The 22087-nt window shown below is 57.7% G+C and carries 24 protein-coding genes; 15 read left to right on the top strand and 9 right to left on the bottom strand.

From position 1 onward, the window contains the following. Nucleotides 1-179 precede the first annotated feature (179 nt). The 8 genes from metG to AB4O11_RS02350 all read left to right on the top strand — a co-directional run bounded on the left by metG (nt 180) and on the right by AB4O11_RS02350 (nt 7205). Entirely contained in the window at nt 180-2231 is a 2052-nt protein-coding gene (gene metG / locus AB4O11_RS02315) for a methionine--tRNA ligase (RefSeq protein WP_186622865.1), read from the top strand. Nucleotides 2232-2362: 131 nt separating this feature from the next. Beyond that, nucleotides 2363-2932: an electron transport complex protein RnfA gene (locus AB4O11_RS02320; RefSeq protein WP_460130022.1), complete on the top strand. Its 570-nt coding sequence runs from the start codon at nt 2363-2365 to the stop codon at nt 2930-2932. After that, complete coding sequence (gene rsxB, locus AB4O11_RS02325; RefSeq protein WP_460092096.1) at nt 2929-4137, top strand: electron transport complex subunit RsxB; 1209 nt, start codon at nt 2929-2931, stop codon at nt 4135-4137. Before AB4O11_RS02320 ends, rsxB begins: the two co-directional genes overlap by 4 nt. Further along, the gene (locus AB4O11_RS02330) at nt 4124-5107 is read left to right on the top strand and encodes an RnfABCDGE type electron transport complex subunit D (RefSeq protein WP_460130025.1); all 984 of its coding nucleotides are present in this window, start codon (nt 4124-4126) and stop codon (nt 5105-5107) included. The genes rsxB and AB4O11_RS02330 overlap by 14 nt, the downstream gene beginning before the upstream one ends. Next, complete coding sequence (locus AB4O11_RS02335; protein ID WP_099757050.1) at nt 5104-5709, top strand: RnfABCDGE type electron transport complex subunit G; 606 nt, start codon at nt 5104-5106, stop codon at nt 5707-5709. Before AB4O11_RS02330 ends, AB4O11_RS02335 begins: the two co-directional genes overlap by 4 nt. Beyond that, nucleotides 5706-6287 (top strand): Rnf-Nqr domain containing protein, encoded by a 582-nt coding sequence (locus AB4O11_RS02340; protein ID WP_093430572.1) that lies wholly within the window; start codon nt 5706-5708, stop codon nt 6285-6287. The genes AB4O11_RS02335 and AB4O11_RS02340 overlap by 4 nt, the downstream gene beginning before the upstream one ends. Continuing rightward, nucleotides 6284-6922 carry an endonuclease III gene (gene nth / locus AB4O11_RS02345; protein ID WP_093430573.1) on the top strand — a complete coding sequence of 213 codons (639 nt, stop codon included), beginning with the start codon at nt 6284-6286 and terminating at the stop codon, nt 6920-6922. The genes AB4O11_RS02340 and nth overlap by 4 nt, the downstream gene beginning before the upstream one ends. 106 nt (nt 6923-7028) lie before the next feature. Continuing rightward, entirely contained in the window at nt 7029-7205 is a 177-nt protein-coding gene (locus AB4O11_RS02350) for a PA3496 family putative envelope integrity protein (protein WP_093430574.1), read from the top strand. A gap of 89 nt (nt 7206-7294) precedes the next feature. On the opposite strand, the gene AB4O11_RS02355 is transcribed toward AB4O11_RS02350, so the two are convergent. Further along, complete coding sequence (locus AB4O11_RS02355) at nt 7295-7921, bottom strand: response regulator transcription factor (protein WP_064119001.1); 627 nt, start codon at nt 7919-7921, stop codon at nt 7295-7297. Nucleotides 7922-8432: 511 nt separating this feature from the next. Here AB4O11_RS02355 and AB4O11_RS02360 point away from each other — a divergent pair. Beyond that, entirely contained in the window at nt 8433-9149 is a 717-nt protein-coding gene (locus AB4O11_RS02360) for a hypothetical protein (protein WP_460092103.1), read from the top strand. A 133-nt stretch (nt 9150-9282) separates the two neighbouring features. Here the strand turns inward: AB4O11_RS02360 and AB4O11_RS02365 are convergent, their stop codons facing one another. Further along, complete coding sequence (locus AB4O11_RS02365) at nt 9283-10500, bottom strand: argininosuccinate synthase (RefSeq protein ID WP_007916658.1); 1218 nt, start codon at nt 10498-10500, stop codon at nt 9283-9285. 129 nt (nt 10501-10629) lie between these two features. Further along, nucleotides 10630-11538, bottom strand: coding sequence for a flagellar protein MotY (locus AB4O11_RS02370; protein WP_186622884.1), 909 nt, complete (start codon nt 11536-11538; stop codon nt 10630-10632). A 160-nt stretch (nt 11539-11698) separates the two neighbouring features. Between AB4O11_RS02370 and pyrC the strand changes: the two genes are divergently transcribed. Both pyrC and rnt read left to right on the top strand, forming a co-directional pair. Next, nucleotides 11699-12745 carry a dihydroorotase gene (gene pyrC, locus AB4O11_RS02375; RefSeq protein WP_093430577.1) on the top strand — a complete coding sequence of 349 codons (1047 nt, stop codon included), beginning with the start codon at nt 11699-11701 and terminating at the stop codon, nt 12743-12745. After that, nucleotides 12742-13419, top strand: coding sequence for a ribonuclease T (gene rnt, locus AB4O11_RS02380; RefSeq protein ID WP_007916667.1), 678 nt, complete (start codon nt 12742-12744; stop codon nt 13417-13419). Before pyrC ends, rnt begins: the two co-directional genes overlap by 4 nt. Nucleotides 13420-13481: 62 nt before the next feature. Here rnt and AB4O11_RS02385 read toward each other — a convergent pair whose 3' ends face one another. The 3 genes from AB4O11_RS02385 to AB4O11_RS02395 all read right to left on the bottom strand — a co-directional run bounded on the left by AB4O11_RS02385 (nt 13482) and on the right by AB4O11_RS02395 (nt 15186). After that, entirely contained in the window at nt 13482-13895 is a 414-nt protein-coding gene (locus tag AB4O11_RS02385) for a hypothetical protein (protein ID WP_093430578.1), read from the bottom strand. Between the two features lies 1 nt (nt 13896). Further along, a complete protein-coding gene (locus tag AB4O11_RS02390; protein ID WP_093430579.1) occupies nt 13897-14367 on the bottom strand; it encodes a Panacea domain-containing protein in 471 nt (156 codons plus the stop codon). Nucleotides 14368-14583: 216 nt separating this feature from the next. Continuing rightward, nucleotides 14584-15186, bottom strand: coding sequence for a peroxiredoxin (locus AB4O11_RS02395; RefSeq protein ID WP_003227723.1), 603 nt, complete (start codon nt 15184-15186; stop codon nt 14584-14586). A 314-nt stretch (nt 15187-15500) separates the two neighbouring features. Here AB4O11_RS02395 and AB4O11_RS02400 point away from each other — a divergent pair, with 314 nt between their 5' ends. Further along, nucleotides 15501-15719 (top strand): bacterioferritin-associated ferredoxin, encoded by a 219-nt coding sequence (locus AB4O11_RS02400; RefSeq protein ID WP_093430580.1) that lies wholly within the window; start codon nt 15501-15503, stop codon nt 15717-15719. Between the two features lie 201 nt (nt 15720-15920). Continuing rightward, nucleotides 15921-16394: a bacterioferritin gene (gene bfr, locus AB4O11_RS02405; protein WP_007916671.1), complete on the top strand. Its 474-nt coding sequence runs from the start codon at nt 15921-15923 to the stop codon at nt 16392-16394. Between the two features lie 187 nt (nt 16395-16581). Here the strand turns inward: bfr and grxD are convergent, their stop codons facing one another. The 3 genes from grxD to AB4O11_RS02420 all read right to left on the bottom strand — a co-directional run bounded on the left by grxD (nt 16582) and on the right by AB4O11_RS02420 (nt 19551). Next, nucleotides 16582-16923: a Grx4 family monothiol glutaredoxin gene (grxD, locus tag AB4O11_RS02410; protein WP_016773402.1), complete on the bottom strand. Its 342-nt coding sequence runs from the start codon at nt 16921-16923 to the stop codon at nt 16582-16584. 97 nt (nt 16924-17020) lie between these two features. Next, the gene (locus tag AB4O11_RS02415; protein ID WP_414927003.1) at nt 17021-19126 is read right to left on the bottom strand and encodes a molybdopterin oxidoreductase family protein; all 2106 of its coding nucleotides are present in this window, start codon (nt 19124-19126) and stop codon (nt 17021-17023) included. Nucleotides 19127-19260: 134 nt separating this feature from the next. Then, nucleotides 19261-19551: a hypothetical protein gene (locus AB4O11_RS02420; protein WP_016986650.1), complete on the bottom strand. Its 291-nt coding sequence runs from the start codon at nt 19549-19551 to the stop codon at nt 19261-19263. Nucleotides 19552-19954: 403 nt separating this feature from the next. Here AB4O11_RS02420 and argF point away from each other — a divergent pair, with 403 nt between their 5' ends. Together argF and AB4O11_RS02430 are read left to right on the top strand one after the other, a co-directional pair. Next, nucleotides 19955-20875: an ornithine carbamoyltransferase gene (gene argF, locus AB4O11_RS02425; RefSeq protein WP_460130029.1), complete on the top strand. Its 921-nt coding sequence runs from the start codon at nt 19955-19957 to the stop codon at nt 20873-20875. Next, nucleotides 20872-21981, top strand: a complete 1110-nt coding sequence (locus AB4O11_RS02430; protein WP_093430583.1) for an ABC transporter ATP-binding protein — start codon at nt 20872-20874, stop codon at nt 21979-21981. The genes argF and AB4O11_RS02430 overlap by 4 nt, the downstream gene beginning before the upstream one ends. Nucleotides 21982-22087: the final 106 nt, after the last annotated feature.

The raw sequence follows: 22087 nt of genomic DNA on the forward strand, positions 1-22087 counted from the left end.
CTGAAAAAGATCGCAGCCTTCGGCAGCTCCTGCAGGAGATCGACGTACATCTGCAGGAGCTGCCGCAGGCTGGGATTTTTTCCGTCTGCTCATCCAATGAAACAGGCGCACAGGGTGAAAAATATGCGCCAGCGCTTTATAGTGGCCGACCTCCGTTTCATCAAGTAGCGAAGCCCCACATGTCCGAACCACGCAAGATCCTCGTCACCAGCGCCCTGCCCTACGCCAACGGTTCGATTCACCTTGGCCATATGCTGGAATATATCCAGACCGATATGTGGGTGCGCTTCCAGAAGCATCGCGGCAACCAGTGCATTTATGTCTGCGCCGACGACGCCCACGGTTCGGCGATCATGCTGCGCGCGGAAAAGGAAGGCATCACCCCGGAACAACTGATCGCCAATGTACAGGCTGAACACAGCGCCGACTTTGCCGAGTTCCTGGTCGATTTCGACAACTTCCACTCCACTCACGCCGAAGAAAACCGTGAGCTGTCGAGTCAGATCTACATCAAGCTGCGTGACGCCGGGCACATTGCCCAACGCTCGATCACCCAGTATTTCGACCCGGAAAAGAAAATGTTCCTGGCCGACCGCTTCATCAAGGGCACCTGCCCGAAATGCGGCACTGAAGACCAGTACGGCGACAACTGCGAGAAATGCGGTGCAACCTACGCTCCAACCGATCTGAAGGATCCGAAGTCGGCGATCTCTGGCGCCACGCCGGTGCTCAAGGATTCCCAGCATTTCTTCTTCAAACTGCCAGACTTTCAGCAAATGCTGCAGACCTGGACCCGCAGCGGCACACTGCAAGACGCCGTGGCCAACAAGATCGCCGAATGGCTGGACGCCGGCCTGCAGCAGTGGGACATCTCCCGCGATGCGCCGTACTTCGGTTTCGAGATTCCGGGCGAGCCGGGCAAGTATTTCTACGTGTGGCTGGACGCGCCGATCGGTTACATGGCCAGCTTCAAGAACCTTTGCGACCGCACGCCGGAGCTGGATTTCGACGCGTTCTGGGCCAAGGATTCCACCGCCGAGCTGTACCACTTCATCGGCAAGGACATCGTCAACTTCCACGCGCTGTTCTGGCCAGCGATGCTTGAAGGCGCCGGCTACCGCAAGCCGACCGGCATCAACGTGCACGGCTACCTGACCGTCAACGGCCAGAAAATGTCCAAGTCGCGCGGCACCTTCATCAAGGCCCGTACGTATCTGGATCACCTGTCGCCGGAATACCTGCGCTACTACTACGCGGCCAAGCTGGGCCGTGGCGTCGATGACCTCGACCTGAACCTCGAAGACTTCGTGCAGAAGGTCAACTCCGACCTGGTCGGCAAAGTGGTCAACATTGCCAGCCGTTGCGCCGGTTTCATTCAAAAAGGCAACGCGGGCCTGCTGGTCGACCAAAACGCTGCGCCAGAGCTGACCGAGGCTTTCCTCGCTGCAGCGCCAAGCATTGCCGATGCTTATGAAGCCCGCGACTTTGCCCGTGCCATGCGTGAAACCATGGCCTTGGCCGACCGCGCCAACGCCTGGATCGCCGACAAGGCCCCGTGGTCGTTGAATAAACAGGAAGGCAAGCAGGATGAAGTCCAGGCGATCTGCGCCACCGGCATCAACCTGTTCCGCCAACTGGTAATCTTCCTCAAACCGGTGTTGCCGCTGCTGGCCGCCGATGCCGAGGCGTTCCTCAACGTCGCCCCGCTGACCTGGAACGACCATACCACGCTGCTGGCCAACCACCAGTTGAACGAATTCAAACCGTTGATGACCCGCATCGACCCGGTAAAAGTGCAAGCCATGAGCGATGCCTCGAAAGAAGACCTGACCGCCAGCCAGACCGACACCGGCGCCGCCGCCCCGGCCGGCAATGGCGAACTGGCCAAGGATCCGCTGTCGCCGGAAATCGACTTCGACGCCTTTGCCGCGATCGACCTGCGCGTCGCACTGATCGTCAAAGCCGAACACGTCGAAGGTGCTGACAAGCTGCTGCGCCTGACCCTGGACATCGGTGACGAGCAACGCAACGTGTTCTCCGGGATCAAGAGCGCGTACCCGGATCCGTCGAAACTCGACGGGCGCCTGACCATGATGATCGCCAACCTCAAGCCACGGAAAATGAAGTTCGGCATCTCCGAAGGCATGGTGATGGCCGCCGGTCCTGGCGGTGAAGAAATCTACCTGCTGAGCCCGGACAGCGGCGCCAAGCCGGGTCAACGCATCAAGTAAGGCTCTGCAACAAATCGATCCCACCGGCGTGCCCCGCATGCCGGTGGGATTTTTCATATCTGGCCCACCCTGCGTGGCTGCCGGATAATGCCTAACCTTATGAGATAGCCGCCCGTTTCTCTGGCAGAACCATGACCGAACTCGTGCTTACGCTTATCAGTGCTGCGCTGCTTAACAACTTCGTGTTGCACTGGCCCCTGGGCGTCGATCCGCTGCTGGCGGGCAGTCGTCGCCAGGTGCATGCGCTGGGACTGGCGACGTTGTGCCTGATGTTGGTTGTGGGTGTAACCGGTTACGGGATCTGGCATTGGCTACTGGTGCCGCTTCACCTTGAAGCACTGCGGCTGTTCGTGTTTCTGCCATTGAGTGTGTTGCTGATCGCACCGCTGCTGAAACTGTTGTCCGGCGGCTTTCCCGGTCTGCCTTTCGACGGGCTATGGCCATTGTTGCTGGGCAATGCCGGAGTGCTCGGGCTGGCACTGATCAACGCGCAAAACGATCAAGGCCTGCCGCAGGCAATAGCGCTAAGTCTTGGCGCCGGGCTGGGTTTCTGGCTGGTGCTGAGCCTCTTCAGCGATTTGCGCGAGCGCACGGGCGACAACGATATCCCCCTGCCCTTTCGTGGCCTGCCGATTGATCTGATCGGCGCCGGACTGATCGCAGTGATTTTTCTCGGATTCAGTGGACTGATCAAAACATGAGTCTGATTCAACGCATCGATGCCCTCCTGCCGCAGACCCAATGCGGCAAGTGCGGCCATCCCGGATGCAAACCGTACGCACAAGGCATCGCCGAGGGCGAGCCGATCAACAAGTGCCCGCCGGGCGGTGACGAAACCATCGCGGCGCTGGCTGAACTGTTGAAAGTGCCGGTGCTGGAACTGGACATCAGTCGCGGCTCGGCACCGCCGCAAGTGGCGTTTATCCGTGAAGCCGAATGCATTGGCTGCACCAAGTGCATTCAGGCCTGCCCGATCGACGCGATCGTCGGCGCGGCGAAACTGATGCACACGGTCATCGTCGACGAGTGCACTGGTTGCGATCTGTGTGTCGCACCGTGCCCGGTGGATTGCATCGAAATGCATCCATTGTCGCCGGGCACGTTGCCGGTGGTGGGCGGCCTCGCCGTCAGTCTCGACGAGCAGCGCGCGCGCGCGGCCAAACGCGATCACGCGCGTCAACGCTTCGAGCGCCGAAACGATCGCTTGCACCGCGAAGAACAACAGAAACAGGCTGAGCGTGAAGCGCGGGCGAAACGGGCGGCGCAGCCTCAAGGGACCGCGACCGATCCGGTGCAGGCGGCACTGGAACGCGTGCGTGCGCAGAAAGCCGCCACCGTAGACGCGGCGCTGAAGAAAGCCAAAATCGATGTAGCGATGAGCCGCGCGCAACTGCACAAAACGTTGAAAGCCTTCGGTCATCCGCCGACGTTCGAGCAGCAGGCACAATTGATCGTGTTGCAGCAGCAGTTCGACGCGGCTGAGGAGGCCTTGGCGATACTTGAAAGCAGCGCCCCGCCTGCCCCGGCAGTCACGGTCCCGGCGAAAGATGCCGACTTGAAACGGGCAAAAATCCAGTTGGCAATGCGTCGTGCCGAACTGAAAAAAGCCCAAACCGCCGAAGCGGCGCCCGAACAGATCGCCGCGCTGGAACAAGCACTGCGCGATGCCGAACAGGCCCTGCACGCAGCCGAAGCTACAAGCGATCAGCCGTTGCCTGACCTGGTGCGCGTCGAAAAACGCCCGGTCGACAGCCAGCTTCGCCAGTTGAAAACCGAATTGGCCTACGCCCGCGCCGACCTCAACAAACTCGAACGGCGCGCCGACACGCCCACCGAAATCCTCGCCAAGGCCCGCGCCCGTCTGCAAGACGCCGAGCGCCAGGTGCAAGATCATGTTGCCCCTTGAGGCACCGGACAATCGCCTGCAACAGGCAATGAAGCTGGTGCTGCTGGCCGCTTTGCCGGGGCTGCTCGCACTGTTCTGGCTGTACGGTTGGGGGATGTTGATCAATCTGATTCTGGCGGCCACCACAGCATTGATTGTCGAAGCAGCGGTCCTGCACCTGCGTCGACAGCCCCTGCAGCCTGCGCTGAGCGACGGCAGCGCGCTGGTCAGTGCGACATTGCTGGCTGCTGCCCTGCCACCTTATTGCCCCTGGTGGCTGACGGTAACGGCCATGGCTGCGGGTCTGCTGTTCGGCAAGCACGTGTACGGCGGCGTCGGCAAAAACCCGTTCAATCCAGCAATGCTCGGGTTTGCCCTGGCCATGGTGATGTTCCCGCAACCGATGACCCATTGGCCGGCTCATGGCCTGGATCTGACGGCAACGTTTCAACAAGTGTTCGGCGCAGGTCAGGCGCCGGATGCTTGGGTCCAGGCCACCGTACTGGACAGCCTACGCATCAATAAAAGCCTGACCATGGACGAGTTGTTCACCAGCAATCCAGGCTTCGGTCGATGGGGCGGACACGGTGTGGAATGGGTGAATCTGGCGTTCCTCGCCGGTGGGGTGTTTCTGCTGCAGCGCCGCGTTTTCAGCTGGCATGCGCCAGTGGGCATGCTCGCCAGCCTGTTTGTCATCAGTCTGCTGTGCTGGAACGGTTCCGGGTCGGACTCGCATGGGTCACCGCTGTTTCACCTGCTCAGTGGCGCGACCATGCTGGGGGCGTTCTTTATCATCACTGAACCGGTCTCTGGCGCTAAGAGCGCGCTTGCCCGTCTGCTGTTCGGAGGCAGTGTCGGGCTGCTGACTTACGTGATTCGAACCTGGGGTGGATACCCGGATGGCGTGGCGTTCGCAGTGCTGCTGATGAACTTTTGCGTGCCTGCGCTGGAGCGATTTGCCGCGAGCCGCCAGTCAGAGGTGCGCCCATGAATCGCACGGCCAGCGCGTCTATTGTGCTGCTGTTGGCGGTCATCGGCGTCGCTGCGACTTATGTTGTATACCGTAGTACTGCAGCGCAAATTGCCAGCGAGCAGCACTGGATCGAAAGCCGCAAACTGCTGGATTTGCTTCCACTCGATGCCTACGACAATCAACCGCTCGAGCAGCCTTTGGCCTTGGCAGACTTGAACTTGAGCCATAGCACCTTGACGGGTGGCTATCGCGCGACCAAACGCGGCCAGACCGTCGCAATCTTGCTACACAGTCAGACCCAGGGTTATGCGGGCGCCATCGAACTGTTGATCGCCATCGATACCAACGGCAAATTGCTCGGTGTAAAAACCCTTAAACAAAGCGAAACGCCAGGACTCGGCGGGCACTTGGGTGACTGGCCGAATACCTGGCTACAGTCGTTTATCGGCACATCGAGCAAGGAGCCGACAGATGCGGGATGGGCGCTGAAAAAGGATCAGGGACAATTTGATCAAATAGCTGGCGCGACCATCACCTCGCGCGCAGCCATCAGCGCGATCCATGATGCCCTGCGCTACTTCGATGAACATCGGGCCGCGCTGCTGGGGAGCGGAACATGAACCGATCAGCAGTCCTCTCGAACACTTTGATGCTGACATTGCTGCTTGGCACCAGTGACTCACTGGCAGGTGGTGTGGGGACATTATTGATGTTCGTTACTGTCGCAGGCTTGTATGGCCTGTGCATGGCTGCTTTGCGACCACGGCTCACAGAAAAAAGCGTGTTGCTCGCCAGCGTGTTGCTCGCCGCGACCCTCACCAGTTGCGCAGATCTTTTGGCGCAACGCTGGTTTCTGCCCTGGCAGCAAACCTTCGGCCTCTATGTCGGCCTGATCGCCTTGCAATGCGTGGTGCTGGAGCACAACGGTTTCTGGCGGCAGTCGTGGATCGAGCGGCTCAAACTCTGCGGCATGTTCGGCGGATTGCTGCTCGGGCTCGCCGGGCTGCGTGAACTCGTCGGTCACGGCAGTCTCGGCCGGGGACTGTTCGAACACTGGCCAGGTCTTGTTGTATTTGGCGAAGGGCTGCACCTGATCACGTTGATCCCCGGTGCTTTTATTTTGTTGGCGCTGCTGCTGGCGGCGCGTCAGGCGATAGTTCGCCCGAACTCGATATCCAAGGAAACACATCGCTCATGAATGCAGTAAAACGCCTGGAGATTTTCCGCCGCCTGCACGAAGACAACCCGGAACCGAAGACCGAACTGGCCTACTCCTCGCCGTTCGAGTTGTTGATCGCGGTGATTCTTTCGGCGCAATCGACAGACGTCGGGGTCAACAAGGCCACGGCAAAGCTGTTCCCGGTTGCCAACACGCCAGCGGCGATCCACGCTTTGGGCGTCGAGGGGCTATCCGAATACATCAAGACGATCGGCCTTTACAACAGCAAGGCCAAGAACGTCATCGAAACCTGCCGCTTGCTGGTCGAACGCCATGGCAGCGAAGTCCCGCAAACCCGTGAAGAGCTCGAAGCCCTGCCGGGAGTGGGCCGCAAGACTGCCAACGTCGTACTCAACACGGCTTTCCGCCAACTGACCATGGCCGTCGACACTCATATCTTTCGGGTCAGCAACCGCACCGGCATTGCACCGGGTAAAAACGTGGTCGAAGTGGAAAAGAAGCTGATGAAGTTTGTACCCAAAGAATTCCTTCTCGACTCTCATCACTGGCTGATACTTCATGGCCGTTATGTGTGTCTGGCCCGCAAGCCACGCTGCGGCAGTTGCCGGATCGAAGACCTGTGCGAGTACAAGGACAAAACTTCGGACGATTGACCGGCTATTGGAATAATTGATAAGTCGATTGAAAAAATCTTTTTTACCCGCCGCAGGAATATCGATATAAGGAGCGCCAAAGGCATTCTTAGCCGGGAGTTAGCTGATGAGTAGCGACAAAGAGCCACTTGATGTAGATGATGATATCGCTGCGGAAACTGAGGACACCGAACCTGTGGTCGAAGTCGCCAAGACCAATCTCAGCAAGCGCCGTACGATCGATAACCTGCTTGAGGAGCGCCGACTGCAAAAGCAATTGGCCGATTACGATTTTGATGACTGATATTTGAAAGCCTCCCGAAATGGAGGCTTTTCACTTTCTGCGGCTAGCTGAGTTCGACCGGCCCATCACCCTGTCAGCCATCGATACATTCAGACCAGACCATTACGCTGCGCCAACTCGATCAGATCAACCAGGGATCGCGCATTGAGCTTCAACAACAAGCGCGTCTTGTAGGTGCTTACGGTTTTGTTGCTCAAAAACATGCCATCGGCAATTTCCTTGTTTGTCTTGCCTCGCGCCAACTGCTGCAACACCATCATTTCCCGACCGGACAGACGATCCACCATGTCGGCTTCACTGGCATTGCCCAGACTGGTGCGGACTGTATGCAAAGCCTGATTGGGAAAATAACTATAGCCCGACAATACCGCCTTGATCGCACTGAGCAACTCGGTCAGGTCCTGTTGTTTACAGACATAGCCGGCCGCTCCCGACTGCATACAGCGCATTGAAAAGTGCCCGGGAGCCTGGGAGGTCAACACCAGAACTTTAATAGGCATGGCCGTCGTAGTCAGGCGCGCGATAACTTCCAGACCATCAAGCTTTGGTATTCCAATATCCAGAATGACAATATCCGGCATTTGTTCTCGAGCAAGTTGTAACGCATCCACACCGTTATCAGTTTCTGCGATGACTTCGTAGCCATGACGTTCCATCAGCATACGTACCGCAAGACGAATGACAGGGTGATCATCCACGATCAGCACTTTATTCATGGGCAAGTCCAGTTTCGCTGTTCGAATTTTTAGAACACGCACAATAGCCCAGTCACTTGCTCTATGGCATGCCAGTGTTAACACGCACCTGCATCGAGAGACATACCCTACAGTCATTGCGGACTATTCCTACAAAAAGCCGCTACCCCCAGTAAACATCCGACGTTATTTCCTTCTCCACTCACGGAAATATTTCGCTTCTAACTAGTTACAGACTACGACTAACGACACAGAAATCATGCCTTGTCGCTGAGTTTCACTATGCCCGAACGGCCATGACACGTGCAAATCTGCGCTCGGCCGAGAACTTTGATTATCAACCCGAAACACCATGCAACAGCCGACACACCAACCTCACAACTTCAAACCCGCTATAAACACTTGAAACAAGATATTTATACCTAACACAATACTTTTGCTATAAATACAAGTATTTGAAAGCCGATTACCAAGCTACTCAATCCACACATACTTACCACCAACGAGACAGATCAAACACAAGAGTACAAGCATGCTGAAAATAAAAAACAAAATCACTAACCCAATGACGGTAATTGCCATATTTGCAGCTATTTCGGAAACATCAGCCGCCATTTCGCTGCCTTTTCTAGACAACAAGGACAGAGAGATCTACGTATGGTTTCTGATCAGCTTTCCGTTCTACTTGCTGTTTCTATTTTTTATAACTTTAAACTTTAACTACCGTTCCCTCTACTCACCCTCGGACTTCGGCAAGGACAAAAACTTTCTTAAAGTAATCGATAACAACGATCGCGAGAACAAACGAAATACACCGCCCTTGGAGCCAGCCACGCAAGGGGCATTTGGACTATCAAGTTGTATCGTGCCAAGCGAGTCAGGCCCAACCGAATGCAAGGACGCGTGCAAAGTCCACAACGCGCCTGACCCGCCATCGGCCATCAACTCAAAACCGAACCTGATTGTTCAGCACAACATTCAGTTGCCCGCGTGGGTCAGTGACCTGCACCTCATCGACGTTCGGGGTGTCGATGCATCGAGAGAGTTAGCCACGATTCTGGAAAACATCCGGAACCTGGACCGGAAAACTCCCCGGGTGGTGGTGTTTCTTTCCAATCATGTATCGGATGTTTTACTGACGCAGCATTCATTGCTGAAGATCAGGCACGTCAGGAAAGGCTCAGGCAAAACGATTTGTATTGTTTATAACCTTTGCACACAGGCGGTAACGTTGCTGGGACGGGCATGAAAGATGAGTCGTAGCCACAGATGCCAAGATCAGGAACAGGCTTCAATCAGACGCAAACAAAGAATCATGCAAAAAGGGCGGCCTTGTCTCGATGACAAGGCCGCCCTTTTCATTACGCTTCAGACCAGAACGCTTAGAACAGCTTGCGGCCCTTGTTGGCAGCAATGCGCATGCGCAGCGCGTTGAGCTTGATGAAGCCCGCGGCATCAGCCTGGTTGTAAGCACCGCCGTCTTCTTCGAAGGTCGCGATGTTGGAATCGAACAGCGAATCGTCGGACTTGCGGCCGGTAACGATCACGTTGCCTTTGTACAACTTCAGGCGCACAACGCCGTTCACGTTGACCTGCGAAGCGTCGATCATCTGCTGCAGCATCAGACGCTCTGGGCTCCACCAGTAACCGGTGTAGATCAGGCTGGCGTATTTCGGCATCAGCTCGTCTTTGAGGTGAGCGACTTCGCGGTCCAGGGTGATCGATTCGATGGCGCGGTGAGCGCGCAGCATGATAGTGCCGCCCGGGGTTTCGTAGCAGCCACGGGACTTCATGCCGACGTAACGGTTTTCGACAATGTCGAGACGGCCGATACCGTGAGCGCCACCGATCTTGTTCAGCGTCGCCAGCACGGTGGCCGGAGTCATTTCGACGCCGTCCAGTGCAACGATGTCGCCGTTGCGGTAGGTCAGTTCCAGGTATTGCGCTTTGTCAGGAGCGTTCTCCGGGGAGACGGTCCATTTCCACATGTCTTCTTCGTGCTCGGTCCAGGTGTCTTCCAGCACGCCGCCTTCATAGGAGATGTGCAGCAGGTTGGCGTCCATCGAGTACGGGGACTTCTTCTTGCCGTGACGCTCGATCGGGATCGCGTGCTTCTCGGCGTAGTCCATCAGCTTCTCGCGGGACAGCAGGTCCCACTCGCGCCAAGGCGCGATCACTTTCACGCCTGGTTTGAGCGCGTAGGCACCCAGTTCGAAACGCACCTGGTCGTTACCCTTGCCGGTGGCGCCATGGGAAATGGCGTCAGCGCCGGTTTCGTTGGCGATTTCGATCAGACGTTTGGCGATCAGCGGACGCGCGATGGAAGTACCCAGCAGGTACTCGCCTTCGTAAACGGTGTTGGCGCGGAACATCGGGAACACGAAATCACGCACGAACTCTTCGCGCAGGTCGTCGATGTAGATTTCTTTGACGCCCATGGCCTGAGCCTTGGCGCGGGCCGGCTCGACCTCTTCGCCTTGACCGAGATCAGCGGTGAAGGTCACCACTTCACAGTTATAAGTATCCTGCAGCCACTTGAGGATCACCGAAGTGTCCAGGCCGCCGGAATACGCCAGAACGACCTTGTTTACGTCCGCCATGCCATCACTCCACGGGGTTCTACGGAAAGCCGAGGAGTCTACCGCCCAAACGCGATAATTTACAGAGGCGCGACAGCTTAAGACGACAAAGCGACAGAATCTGTCGAGAGCGCGACGATGACCGGCGGGTCAGGAAGTCGCCGCAGTATTGGCTGGCGTGCTCGCTTGCGGTGCCGGAGCCGCGACCGGCGCCACGCGCGCCAGTTTGACATTGACCCGACGGTTCTTCGCGCGATTGGCCGCGTTGGTGTTCGGCACAATGGGATATTGCTCGCCATGGAAACGCACGGTGATCTGCGATTCCTGAATGCCGTTGGCCTTGAAGAAGTCGACCACCGCCAGCGCGCGGCGGCGCGACAGTTCACGGTTGGTCAGGCGATTACCGCTGTTGTCGGAATGGCCGTCGAGTTCGATGTGATTGACCGTCGGATCGGCCTTCATGTATTCGAGCATCACTTGCAGCTTGGCTTTAGCGGCAGGATCCAGGTCAACGCCTTCGCCGGGGAAGCCGATCTGCGACTGTTTGATCTGGTCGAAATTCTGCGGCAGCAATTTCGCCACACATGTCTGGTAATCATTGAAGGCTTTGCTGAACTTGACCGGCAACAGGCGTACTTCAGAGACACGGCCATCGCCTGAAGCGCGCCGTACGACCGGGCTGCGACCGTCCAGCAGGCCACTGATCAAACCGCCGGCCTGGGACTGCGAACTGCTGAACAAAACGTTGCCGCTGCCGAGCCTTACAGAGCCCAGATTGATGTCACCACGGCCCGGCTGCCAAGGCGCAGCCGCTGCCAGCAACGTTGCAGAGCCGCCGCCGAGCATGGCGTTGTAGGCGTTCAGACGGAATATCGCCTGCTCGCCGGCCTTGCGCACGAACTCACCCGAGCCGAAATCAGTGATCGGTTGGGTCAGACGACATTCGAACTTGTCGCCGGCGACCGTCCACTCAATGTTCTCCAGACGGGTCTGGTACGTGAGCGCCATCGCCGGAAGGCTGGCAAACACACTGAGCAAGGCTAAATAACGCTGGCGCACGGGAGGCTCCATTGGCTTCTGAAACACAAAGACCGATTCACACTATGTTTACGGCATACCTACGGGATATCGGAAGGTTCCGGCAAAACTTGATAGCGAGTGCCTGCAAGAGTCTTTTCCGGTAGCATTCGCCTCAGTTTGACCCGCCTGGAATCCCCTCATGTCCGACCGCCTGACCCTGCTGCGTCCCGACGACTGGCACATTCATCTTCGCGATGGTGCCGTGTTGACCAATACCGTTGCCGATGTTGCGCGCACTTTTGGCCGCGCCATCATCATGCCCAACCTGGTACCACCGGTGCGCAACGCCGCCGAAGCCGACGGCTATCGCCAGCGGATTCTCGCTGCCCGCCCGGCCGGCAGTCGCTTCGAACCGCTGATGGTGCTGTACCTCACCGACCGCACCCAGCCCGAAGAAATTCGTGAAGCCAAGGCGAGTGGTTTTGTGCACGCAGCCAAGCTGTACCCGGCCGGCGCGACCACCAACTCCGATTCCGGGGTAACCAGCATCGACAAGATCTTCCCGGCACTGGAAGCCATGGCCGAAGTCGGCATGCCGTTGCTGATCCACGGTGAAGTCACCCGTGGCGACGTCGATGTGTTCGACCGCGAAAAGATCTTCATCGACGAGCACATGCGCCGCGTGGTCGAGCGCTTCCCGACGCTGAAAGTGGTGTTTGAACACATCACCACCGGTGACGCCGTGCAGTTCGTCAACGAGGCTTCGGCCAACGTAGGCGCGACCATCACCGCGCATCACCTGCTGTACAACCGCAACCACATGCTGGTGGGCGGGATTCGGCCGCACTTCTATTGCCTGCCGATCCTCAAGCGCAATACGCACCAGGAAGCCCTGCTCGACGCCGCCACCAGTGGCAGCGCGAAGTTCTTCCTCGGCACGGACTCGGCGCCGCACGCCCAGCACGCCAAGGAAGCCGCTTGCGGCTGTGCCGGCTGCTACACCGCGTACGCCGCCATCGAGATGTACGCCGAAGCCTTCGAACAGCGTAATGCGCTGGACAAACTCGAAGCCTTCGCCAGCCTCAACGGCCCGCGTTTCTACGGCCTGCCGGCGAACACCGATCGCATCACCCTGGTTCGTGAAGAATGGACCGCCCCGACCAGCCTGCCGTTTGGCGAGCTGACCGTTATCCCGCTGCGCGCCGGTGAAAAACTGCGCTGGCGCCTGCTGGAGGAACACGCGTGAGTGAAGACCATTTCGACGACGAACTGGACGGTCAAAGTGGTGGTGGCGGTTCCCGCCACCCGATGGCAGCACGCTTTCGCGGCTACCTGCCGGTTGTCGTTGACGTAGAAACCGGCGGCTTCAACTCGGCCACCGATGCGTTGCTGGAGATTGCTGCGACCACCATCGCCATGGATGAAAAGGGTTTTGTATACCCGGATCACACCTACTTCTTCCGCGTTGAGCCGTTCGAAGGCGCCAACATCGAAGCAGCGGCGCTGGAGTTCACCGGAATCAAGCTGGACCATCCACTGCGCATGGCTGTCAGCGAAGAGACCGCGCTGACCGACATCTTCCGTGGCATTCGCAAGGCGCTGAAGGCCAATGGCTGCAAGCGCGCGATTCTGGTCGGGCACAACAGCAGCTTCGATCTTGGCTTCCTGAACGCAGCCGTTGCGCGTCTGGACATGAAACGCAACCCGTTCCACCCATTCTCCAGCTTCGACACCGCGACGCTGGCTGGTCTGGCATACGGTCAAACCGTACTGGCGAAAGCCTGCCAGGCCGCCGACATCGATTTCGACGGCCGCGAGGCGCACTCGGCGCGTTATGACACCGAGAAAACCGCTGAGCTGTTCTGCGGCATCGTCAACCGCTGGAAACAGATGGGCGGCTGGGAAGATTTCGACGACTGATTGAGGGTTGTCGGGTGAATCCCGCGCATAAAAAAACCGGCCACGTGGGCCGGTTTTTTTGTTTAATGCTTATAGAGCTTAAATTCTCGATCAATCCACACGACATAAAAAATCCGATGGCTCTTGTATCCCACCATCGCTACACGTTCAAAAGCCCGAAACACAAGCAATCTGACATCACCTGTCAAAAAAGCAGGAATTCCCACTTTCAGACTGTTTCTCTCAATTGTTTCACAGCCATATCGATGCCTATGCTCTCTGCGCAATTCTCTCCACGGCATTCTTCCCAGAATCCTCAGACGCTCAAGCATTTTCGACCGTTCGACGGCCTCGCAATCTTGAATGCACCAGCCATTCTGCAAATACTCAAATGAGAAAACCGGAGGTCGCGCTTCCGATGAATCTATTTCGATAGTGGACGTCCGTGCCGTTACTGTAATTGCCGCATCGCGCTCCCTGCGTTTGAACTTGGCCATTTCAGTTCACCAAATGCTCCCGGAAATACTCCTCCATCTCACAGGCGGGAATTTCTCGGCTGAACTCCCCTTCCTTGAAGTTTCTACGCCAAGGGGCTTCTTCATGCGTCAACTGACGTAGTTTCCACGCCGAAAACTGGCCATAAACGTCGAATACTTCGTTGAGCAGACTTTGTTGTTTGGCACTGAAAAGATCTGGATTGAAATCACTTGGAGGAGGAATGGCACTCGATCCAAATTGGCTGAATCTTCGATACAGATCCGGAACCACCGGCCCGTGCATCCACGCCTCCAGCTTTTCAGGGAAGAGAGCCTCACCAAGGACGGCCAGACTGAACCCTTGAGCGTAATAAACCATTTTTTGAATCTTGAGGTTGGATATCTCGCCCTCATGCCCTTCCAGGCAGAGGAAATAATCCGCAACGTCCAAGCTACTCGGCATTTGAATCCCCTTCTGCATCATGCAATCCATTGCACCGTCCTTACTGAAGTGAGGCGCGATTCAGGACAAGGCAGTCGCCTTCGTACCCCGTTATCGCTCGAGCACAACCCTATCCAGCCACTGTTCACTCATCCAGTATTTTTTCCGAACATTTGAAACAAATGATGCCGAGAGGCTGTTTCAATTAATTCTCCGCATAAAAAAACCGGCCACGTGGGCCGGTTTTTTGTACCTCGACGTTGCGCCTTACAGGGCTGCAGCGTTCTCGGTCAGGTAAGCCGCAACGCCTTCTGGCGAAGCGTTCATGCCTTTGTCGCCTTTTTTCCAGTTGGCAGGGCAGACTTCGCCGTGCTCTTCGTGGAATTGCAGAGCGTCGACCAGACGGATCAGCTCTTCCATGTTACGGCCCAGCGGCAGGTCGTTGATGATCTGCGAACGGACAACGCCTTTGTCGTCGATCAGGAACGCGCCACGGAAAGCCACGCCGCCTTCGGATTCAACGTCGTAAGCCTTGGCGATGTCGTGCTTCATGTCGGCAGCCATGGTGTATTTCACCTGGCCGATGCCGCCATTGTTTACTGGGGTGTTGCGCCATGCGTTGTGAGTGAAGTGCGAGTCGATCGACACAGCGATCACTTCAACATTGCGAGCCTTGAAGTCGGCCATGCGGTTGTCCAGAGCGATCAGCTCGGACGGGCAGACGAAGGTGAAGTCCAGTGGGTAGAAGAACACCAGGCCGTATTTGCCTTTGATGGCCGAGGACAGGGTGAAGCTGTCAACGATCTCGCCATTGCCGAGTACGGCCGGGACGGTGAAGTCAGGGGCTTGTTTGCCTACGAGTACGCTCATTGATATCTCCTGGTGTAAAAACTTGAAGTTCAGGGTCCGCGCCAGCCTGCCACCCTCAGGCGACAGCCCTGTGACACGAACCCCCTTCGCAAGGGCCGACCATCATACACTGCGAATTTGGCCTGTCCTTAACGGTTTTTCAAAGCAGGCGCAGAACGGCACTGCATTTACGGGGCCAGGCAAAACGCCAGCAAATACCGTTCGTCAGTCACGGCTGAGAATCAGCAAAAGCCTTCCGAAAGCACTTTGACAATCATTCTCGTTAACATTAAGATCCATCGCAATTGAGTCACAACCAGCGACGGTTCTCACTTATGTATGTTTGTCTCTGCACTGGCGTCACCGACGGACAGATCCGCGATGCGATCTATGAAGGTTGCTGCAGCTATAAAGAAGTCCGCCAGGCCACCGGCGTCGCCAGCCAATGCGGCAAATGCGCGTGCCTTGCCAAGGAAGTCGTTCGCGAAACCCTGACCAAGCTGCAAACCGCTCAGGCTGCGATCCCCTACCCCGTAGAATTTACCGCCGCTTGATTGCCCCCCATTTCAAAGAACCGGACTTATGTCCGGTTTTTTTATGCCTGTAAATCAACTGCTTAGCACCCAGACGCGGAACACAAACATTCTTATTCCGATTAATTTTCATATATTATTCAATAACTTAGGTTTGACACTTATAAGTACGAAGCTCAAACTCCGCCGTATATACAGCTAATACAGGGCAGGACTCCGATCATGAAAGGCGACATTACAGTCATCCAGCATCTCAACAAGATCCTTGCCAATGAGCTGGTCGCGATCAATCAGTACTTCCTGCATGCACGCATGTATGAAGATTGGGGCCTGAACAAGCTCGGCAAGCATGAATACAAAGAATCCATCGACGAGATGAAACACGCGGACAAGCTGATCAAGCGCATCCTGTTCCTCGAAGGCCTGCCGAACGTGCAGGACCTGGGCAAGCTGCACATCGGCGAGCACACCAAGGAAATGCTGGAGTGCGACCTGCGTATCGAGAAGACCGGCCATGCTGACCTGAAGACCGCAATCGCCCATTGCGAAACCGTTGGCGATTTCGGCAGCCGTGAACTGCTCGAAGACATTCTCGAATCCGAAGAAGAACATATCGACTGGCTGGAAACCCAACTGGGCCTGATCGACAAAGTCGGTCTTGAGAACTATCTGCAATCGCAGATGGGCGAAGAGTAGGAGCTGCCGAAGGCTGCGATCTTTTCAGGTTGCACCGGCAACTTGCAGTAACTTTTCGAACGCACTAAAAAGCCCCGCCCTCTTTCGAGTGGCGGGGCTTTTTATTGGCTGAAGATCAAAAGATCGCAGCCTCGTTTCACTCGACAGCTCCTACACAAGCAGCAGCTGTCGCATGAAACCTGGCCGATCAGGCTTCGGACTTGTTCGCCGCTGCCGCTTCAACAGCCGCCTTGATGGTGCTTTGCAGCGAACCGTCTGCAGCCATCTCGGTCATGATGTCGCTACCGCCGACCAGTTCACCGCCGACCCACAGTTGCGGGAAAGTCGGCCAGTTGGCGTACTTCGGCAGGTTGGCGCGGATTTCCGGGTTCTGCAGGATGTCCACGTACGCAAACTTTTCGCCACAAGCCATCACAGCCTGCGCAGCTTTCGCAGAGAAGCCACACTGTGGGGCATTCGGCGAGCCTTTCATGTAAAGCAGAATGGTGTTGTTGGCAATCTGCTCTTTAATCGTTTCGATGATATCCATGGAGCACCTCGGCTGAACTTTCCGACTCATGGGTCGGCACGGTGACGCATTGTAACGGAATCCCGAGCGCCATGCTCGGTCTCCCCGACGGTCACATTCAGGCCGCCGCCACCGTCACCGGCACACCATTAAGTGCGGCGTTACCCGACAGCTCATCTAGCTGGCATTCATCGGTCAGATCGTTTGCGCTCGACCCAGGCTGACTGCTGGCAATCGCCATTTGCACGCCCGGCCGCGCATGCCCCCAACCATGCGGCAGGCTGACCACGCCTTTCATCATGTCCAGACTGCCGAGCACCTCGACCTCGATCTGCCCCACCCGCGAGCTGACGCGAACCAACTGACCATCGTTAAGCCCACGGCTGGCGAGATCATCCGGGTGCATCAGCAGTTGATGGCGTGGCTTGCCCTTCACCAGACGGTGATAGTTGTGCATCCACGAGTTATTGCTGCGCACATGACGACGGCCAATCATCAACAGCTCATCGGCGGCCGGCGCCTGCAATGCGGCAAAGCGTGCGAGGTCAGCAAGGATCTCTGGCGGAGCAGCCTGCACGCGCTGATTCGGCGTTTTCAGGCGCGCAGCCAGGTTCGGCTTCAACGCGCCCAGATCAATCCCGTGGGGATGATCGAACAACGTCGCCAACGAAAGCTTCTGTTCGGACGCGTCACCGTACAGGCCCATGCGCAGGCCCATATCGATCATCTTCGCCGGTGGCATGGTCGGTTTCAGTTCCTTGCCAGTCTTCTCGGCAAAGGCCTTGGCCAGGCCCACGAAGATCTCCCAGTCATGCAAGGCGCCCTCGGGTTTGGCGAGGATCGCGCGGTTGAAGCGGGTGACGTTGCGCACCGCGAACAGGTTGAACGTCGTGTCGTAGTGATCGTTTTCCAGCGCCGAGGTTGACGGCAGAATCAGGTCGGCATAGCGCGTGGTTTCGTTGATGTACAGGTCGACGCTGACCATGAACTCCAGGCCATCCAGCGCCTGCTCCAGTTGCCGCCCGTTCGGCGTCGACAACACCGGGTTGCCAGCGACGGTGATCAGCGCACGAATCTGGCCCTCACCTTCGGTAAGCATCTCTTCGGCCAGGGCCGAGACCGGTAGCTCGCCGCCGTACTCGGGACGCCCGGAAACGCGACTCTGCCATTTGTTGAAATGCCCGCCCGAAGTCGACGCCACCAGATCCACTGCGGGCTCAGTGCACAGTGCACCGCCGACGCGATCAAGATTACCGGTGACCAGGTTGATCAATTGCACCACCCAGTGGCACAAGGTGCCGAAGGCCTGTGTCGAAACGCCCATGCGCCCGTAGCACACGGCACTCGGCGCGGCGGCGAAATCCCGGGCCAGTTGGCGGATCTGCTCGGCAGGAACCGCACACAACGGGCTCATGGCTTCAGCGGTAAACGCAGCGACAGCGGCGCGCACGTCATCCAGCCCATCGACCGGCAAATGACTTTCGCTGGTCAAGCCTTCGCTAAACAGGGTGTTCAGCACACCAAACAACAACGCTGCATCGCCCCCCGGACGCACGAACAAATGCTGATCAGCCATGGCCGCCGTCTCGCTGCGCCGTGGATCGACAACCACCACTTTGCCGCCGCGCGCCTGAATCGCTTTCAAACGCTTCTCGACATCCGGCACGGTCATGATGCTGCCGTTGGACGCCAGCGGATTACCGCCGAGAATCAGCATGAAGTCGGTGTGATCGATATCTGGAATCGGCAACAGCAACCCATGGCCGTACATCAGATAACTGCTCAGGTGATGCGGCAACTGATCGACCGAGGTCGCCGAGTAGCGATTGCGCGTCTTCAGCAACCCCAGGAAATAATTGCTGTGGGTCATCAGCCCGTAGTTATGCACGCTCGGGTTGCCTTGATAGACCGCCACGGCGTTCTGGCCATGACGTTCCTGAATGGCCGCCAGCTTCTCGGCCACCAGCGCAAAAGCCTCGTCCCACTCTATCGGTAGCCATTCGCTGCCCACACGGCGCATTGGCTGGCGCAGGCGATCAGGATCGTTCTGGATATCTTGCAGGGCCACAGCTTTGGGGCAGATGTGTCCACGACTAAACGTGTCGAGCGCGTCACCCTTGATTGATGTGATCGCGACGTTGCCATCGGTTTCGGTGGTTTCGATGGTCAGCCCGCAAATGGCTTCACACAGATGGCAGGCACGGTGATGGAGAGTCTTGGTCATGGCCAGTCTCTGTCTTGTTCTGGGCAGGCATTCACGCCCGCGGGAACAAAACTATGGCCCCGGCGCCGATCCTGCGCCAGCGACGTTCGTCCTGTGAATCGGCGGTTATCAGGCGAGCCGATAAACCGCCATGATCAGTTCGACGGCAGCTGAGGCGGTGCGGCCAGCTGAATCTCCTGAATGGTTTCAATCTGCTCGTGGGCGACATGTACGCCGGTGAGCTCGCCGATCAATCGCCAGTGTTCGTCGAGCCCGGCACTGATGGTCGCCATGCGATCGATCATGTGGCGGCCGGCGCTCTTCACCACTTCGTCTTCGCTGCGCAGCAGTTCGAATGACATTGAAGTGACTGAGGCGGTGAGATGGGTCAGTGAGCGAGCCGTGTGGCCCAGCAGTTCCATTAACAGTTTTTCTTTCGATTCCATGCGGAGGCTTCCTGCGTCGCTCGAAACTTATTTATAACCCAGCACTTTGCTTTAGCAAATGTTTCAGCCTGAGCATCCGACCAAGTGATGGCATGGCGCCACGGTCGTAAACCGACCCAAGCGACGCGATCCCCGCCACGCCGCATTGCCAAGCCCTGCAAGGCCAGTGTACAAAGAGGCTCGCTGCTGTCCTGAACCCGGCTTCAAATGCGCGACTGCAACATTCAGTGCGCCCTCCGAATCCCGCAAAAACCGTAGCCTATTGGAAAAACGCGACATTTAGTGTCAATATCGCGCCTTCCCCTATTTCGTCGCCCCGTGCGGCTTACGCCGCAGGTCTCGCCCGTTGTTCCGTTAAACAAGGCTTTGAGCATCTGCGGTTTGTAGCAAAAGGTAGTCAATGATGAGCGCAAGGCACTTTCTCTCCCTGATGGATTGCACGCCCGAAGAGCTGGTCAGCGTGATCCGTCGAGGCGTTGAGCTCAAGGACCTGCGTAACCGCGGCGTACTGTTCGAGCCTCTGAAAAACCGCGTGCTGGGGATGATCTTCGAAAAATCCTCGACCCGCACCCGGATCTCGTTCGAGGCCGGCATGATCCAGCTCGGCGGCCAGGCAATCTTCCTGTCGCCGCGCGATACCCAACTGGGCCGTGGCGAGCCGATCGGCGACTGCGCCATCGTCATGTCGAGCATGCTCGATGCGGTGATGATCCGAACCTTTGCCCACAGCACCCTGACCGAATTCGCCGCCAACTCGCGCGTGCCAGTGATCAACGGCCTGTCCGATGACCTGCACCCGTGCCAGTTGCTGGCCGACATGCAGACGTTCCTTGAACACCGTGGCTCGATCCAGGGCAAAACGGTCGCCTGGATCGGCGACGGCAACAACATGTGCAACAGCTATATAGAAGCGGCGATCCAGTTCGACTTCCAGTTGCGCGTTGCCTGCCCGGAAGGCTACGAGCCAAATCCTGAGTTCGTCGCCAGAGCCGGCGATCGCGTGACCATCGTCCGCGACCCGCAAGACGCCGTGCGCGGCGCGCATCTGGTGAGCACCGACGTCTGGACTTCGATGGGTCAGGAAGAGGAAACTGCCAAGCGCCTCAAGCTGTTCGCGCCGTTTCAGGTCAACCGCGCCCTGCTCGACCTCGCTGCCGAGGACGTGCTGTTCATGCATTGCCTGCCGGCGCACCGTGGCGAAGAAATCAGCCTCGACCTGCTTGATGACCCGCGCTCCGTCGCCCGGGATCAGGCAGAAAACCGTCTCCACGCACAGAAGGCCCTGCTCGAGTTCCTCGTTGAACCGGCATATCACCACGCATGAGTCATGAATTACTGCTGAACCTGCGCAACCTCGCTTGCGGCTATCAAGATCAACGTGTGGTGCAGAACCTCAATCTGCACCTCAACGCCGGCGACATCGGCTGCCTGCTCGGCTCGTCCGGCTGCGGCAAGACCACCACCCTGCGTGCCATTGCCGGATTCGAGCCAGTGCACGAAGGGGAAATCACCCTCGGTGGCGAAACCATTTCCAGCGCCGGCTTCACTCTCGCCCCGGAAAAACGCCGGATCGGCATGGTGTTCCAGGACTACGCACTGTTCCCGCACCTGAGCGTCGCCGACAACATTGCCTTTGGCATTCGCAAGCACCCTAACAAGGAACGCGTCACCGAAGAGCTGCTCGAACTGGTCAACCTGAAAAACCTCGGCAAGCGCTTCCCGCACGAGCTGTCGGGCGGCCAGCAACAGCGCGTCGCCCTCGCCCGTGCGTTGGCGCCAGAGCCGCAATTGCTGCTGCTTGATGAGCCGTTTTCCAACCTCGATGGCGAACTGCGGCGCAAGCTCAGCCATGAAGTGCGCGACATCCTCAAGGCGCGTGGCACCAGCGCAATTCTGGTGACCCACGACCAGGAAGAGGCTTTTGCCGTCAGCGATCACGTTGGCGTGTTCAAGGAAGGTCGACTGGAGCAGTGGGACACGCCGTACAACCTGTATCACGAACCGGCAACGCCTTATGTGGCCAGCTTCATCGGTCAGGGTTACTTCATTCGTGGTCAGCTCGGCAGCCCGGAATCGGTGCAGACCGAACTGGGTGAACTGCGTGGCAATCGAGCCTATACGTGGCCGATTGGCGGCGCGGTGGATGTGCTGCTGCGCCCGGATGACATTGTTTATGCACCGGACAGTGGGTTGAAAGCGCGGATTGTCGGCAAGACGTTCCTTGGCGCTTCGACGCTGTATCGCCTGCAATTGCCAACGGGTGCGCAGCTGGAATCGATTTTCCCCAGCCATGCGGATCATCAGGTGGGTGCGGAGGTGGGGATTCGGGTTGCCGCTGAGCATCTGGTCTTGTTCCAGGCTTCCGGCAGCACCGCCGCACAGATCCCGGCAGTGGAAAACGGCGTCCGCCGCTACAGCGCCGCACTCTGATCCGGCCCGGATCAAAACTGTGGGAGCGAGCCTGCTCGCGAATGCGATGTATCAGTCACAGATGATTTGACTGACCGACCGTATTCGCGAGCAGGCTCGCTCCCAC

Source organism: Pseudomonas sp. H1_D05 (assembly GCF_054682705.1).

Coding starts and splice junctions, on each gene's coding strand:
- argF (WP_460130029.1), top strand. CDS start 19,955: ATGAGCGCAAGGCACTTTCTCTCCCTGATGGATTGCACGCCCGAAGAG.
- AB4O11_RS02400 (WP_093430580.1), top strand. CDS start 15,501: ATGTATGTTTGTCTCTGCACTGGCGTCACCGACGGACAGATCCGCGAT.
- AB4O11_RS02430 (WP_093430583.1), top strand. CDS start 20,872: ATGAGTCATGAATTACTGCTGAACCTGCGCAACCTCGCTTGCGGCTAT.
- rsxB (WP_460092096.1), top strand. CDS start 2,929: ATGAGTCTGATTCAACGCATCGATGCCCTCCTGCCGCAGACCCAATGC.
- AB4O11_RS02355 (WP_064119001.1), bottom strand. CDS start 7,921: ATGAATAAAGTGCTGATCGTGGATGATCACCCTGTCATTCGTCTTGCG.
- AB4O11_RS02340 (WP_093430572.1), top strand. CDS start 5,706: ATGAACCGATCAGCAGTCCTCTCGAACACTTTGATGCTGACATTGCTG.
- metG (WP_186622865.1), top strand. CDS start 180: ATGTCCGAACCACGCAAGATCCTCGTCACCAGCGCCCTGCCCTACGCC.
- AB4O11_RS02365 (WP_007916658.1), bottom strand. CDS start 10,500: ATGGCGGACGTAAACAAGGTCGTTCTGGCGTATTCCGGCGGCCTGGAC.
- AB4O11_RS02395 (WP_003227723.1), bottom strand. CDS start 15,186: ATGAGCGTACTCGTAGGCAAACAAGCCCCTGACTTCACCGTCCCGGCC.
- pyrC (WP_093430577.1), top strand. CDS start 11,699: ATGTCCGACCGCCTGACCCTGCTGCGTCCCGACGACTGGCACATTCAT.
- AB4O11_RS02335 (WP_099757050.1), top strand. CDS start 5,104: ATGAATCGCACGGCCAGCGCGTCTATTGTGCTGCTGTTGGCGGTCATC.
- AB4O11_RS02390 (WP_093430579.1), bottom strand. CDS start 14,367: ATGGATTGCATGATGCAGAAGGGGATTCAAATGCCGAGTAGCTTGGAC.
- AB4O11_RS02360 (WP_460092103.1), top strand. CDS start 8,433: ATGCTGAAAATAAAAAACAAAATCACTAACCCAATGACGGTAATTGCC.
- nth (WP_093430573.1), top strand. CDS start 6,284: ATGAATGCAGTAAAACGCCTGGAGATTTTCCGCCGCCTGCACGAAGAC.
- grxD (WP_016773402.1), bottom strand. CDS start 16,923: ATGGATATCATCGAAACGATTAAAGAGCAGATTGCCAACAACACCATT.
- AB4O11_RS02385 (WP_093430578.1), bottom strand. CDS start 13,895: ATGGCCAAGTTCAAACGCAGGGAGCGCGATGCGGCAATTACAGTAACG.
- AB4O11_RS02330 (WP_460130025.1), top strand. CDS start 4,124: ATGTTGCCCCTTGAGGCACCGGACAATCGCCTGCAACAGGCAATGAAG.
- AB4O11_RS02415 (WP_414927003.1), bottom strand. CDS start 19,126: ATGACCAAGACTCTCCATCACCGTGCCTGCCATCTGTGTGAAGCCATT.
- AB4O11_RS02320 (WP_460130022.1), top strand. CDS start 2,363: ATGACCGAACTCGTGCTTACGCTTATCAGTGCTGCGCTGCTTAACAAC.
- AB4O11_RS02420 (WP_016986650.1), bottom strand. CDS start 19,551: ATGGAATCGAAAGAAAAACTGTTAATGGAACTGCTGGGCCACACGGCT.
- bfr (WP_007916671.1), top strand. CDS start 15,921: ATGAAAGGCGACATTACAGTCATCCAGCATCTCAACAAGATCCTTGCC.
- AB4O11_RS02350 (WP_093430574.1), top strand. CDS start 7,029: ATGAGTAGCGACAAAGAGCCACTTGATGTAGATGATGATATCGCTGCG.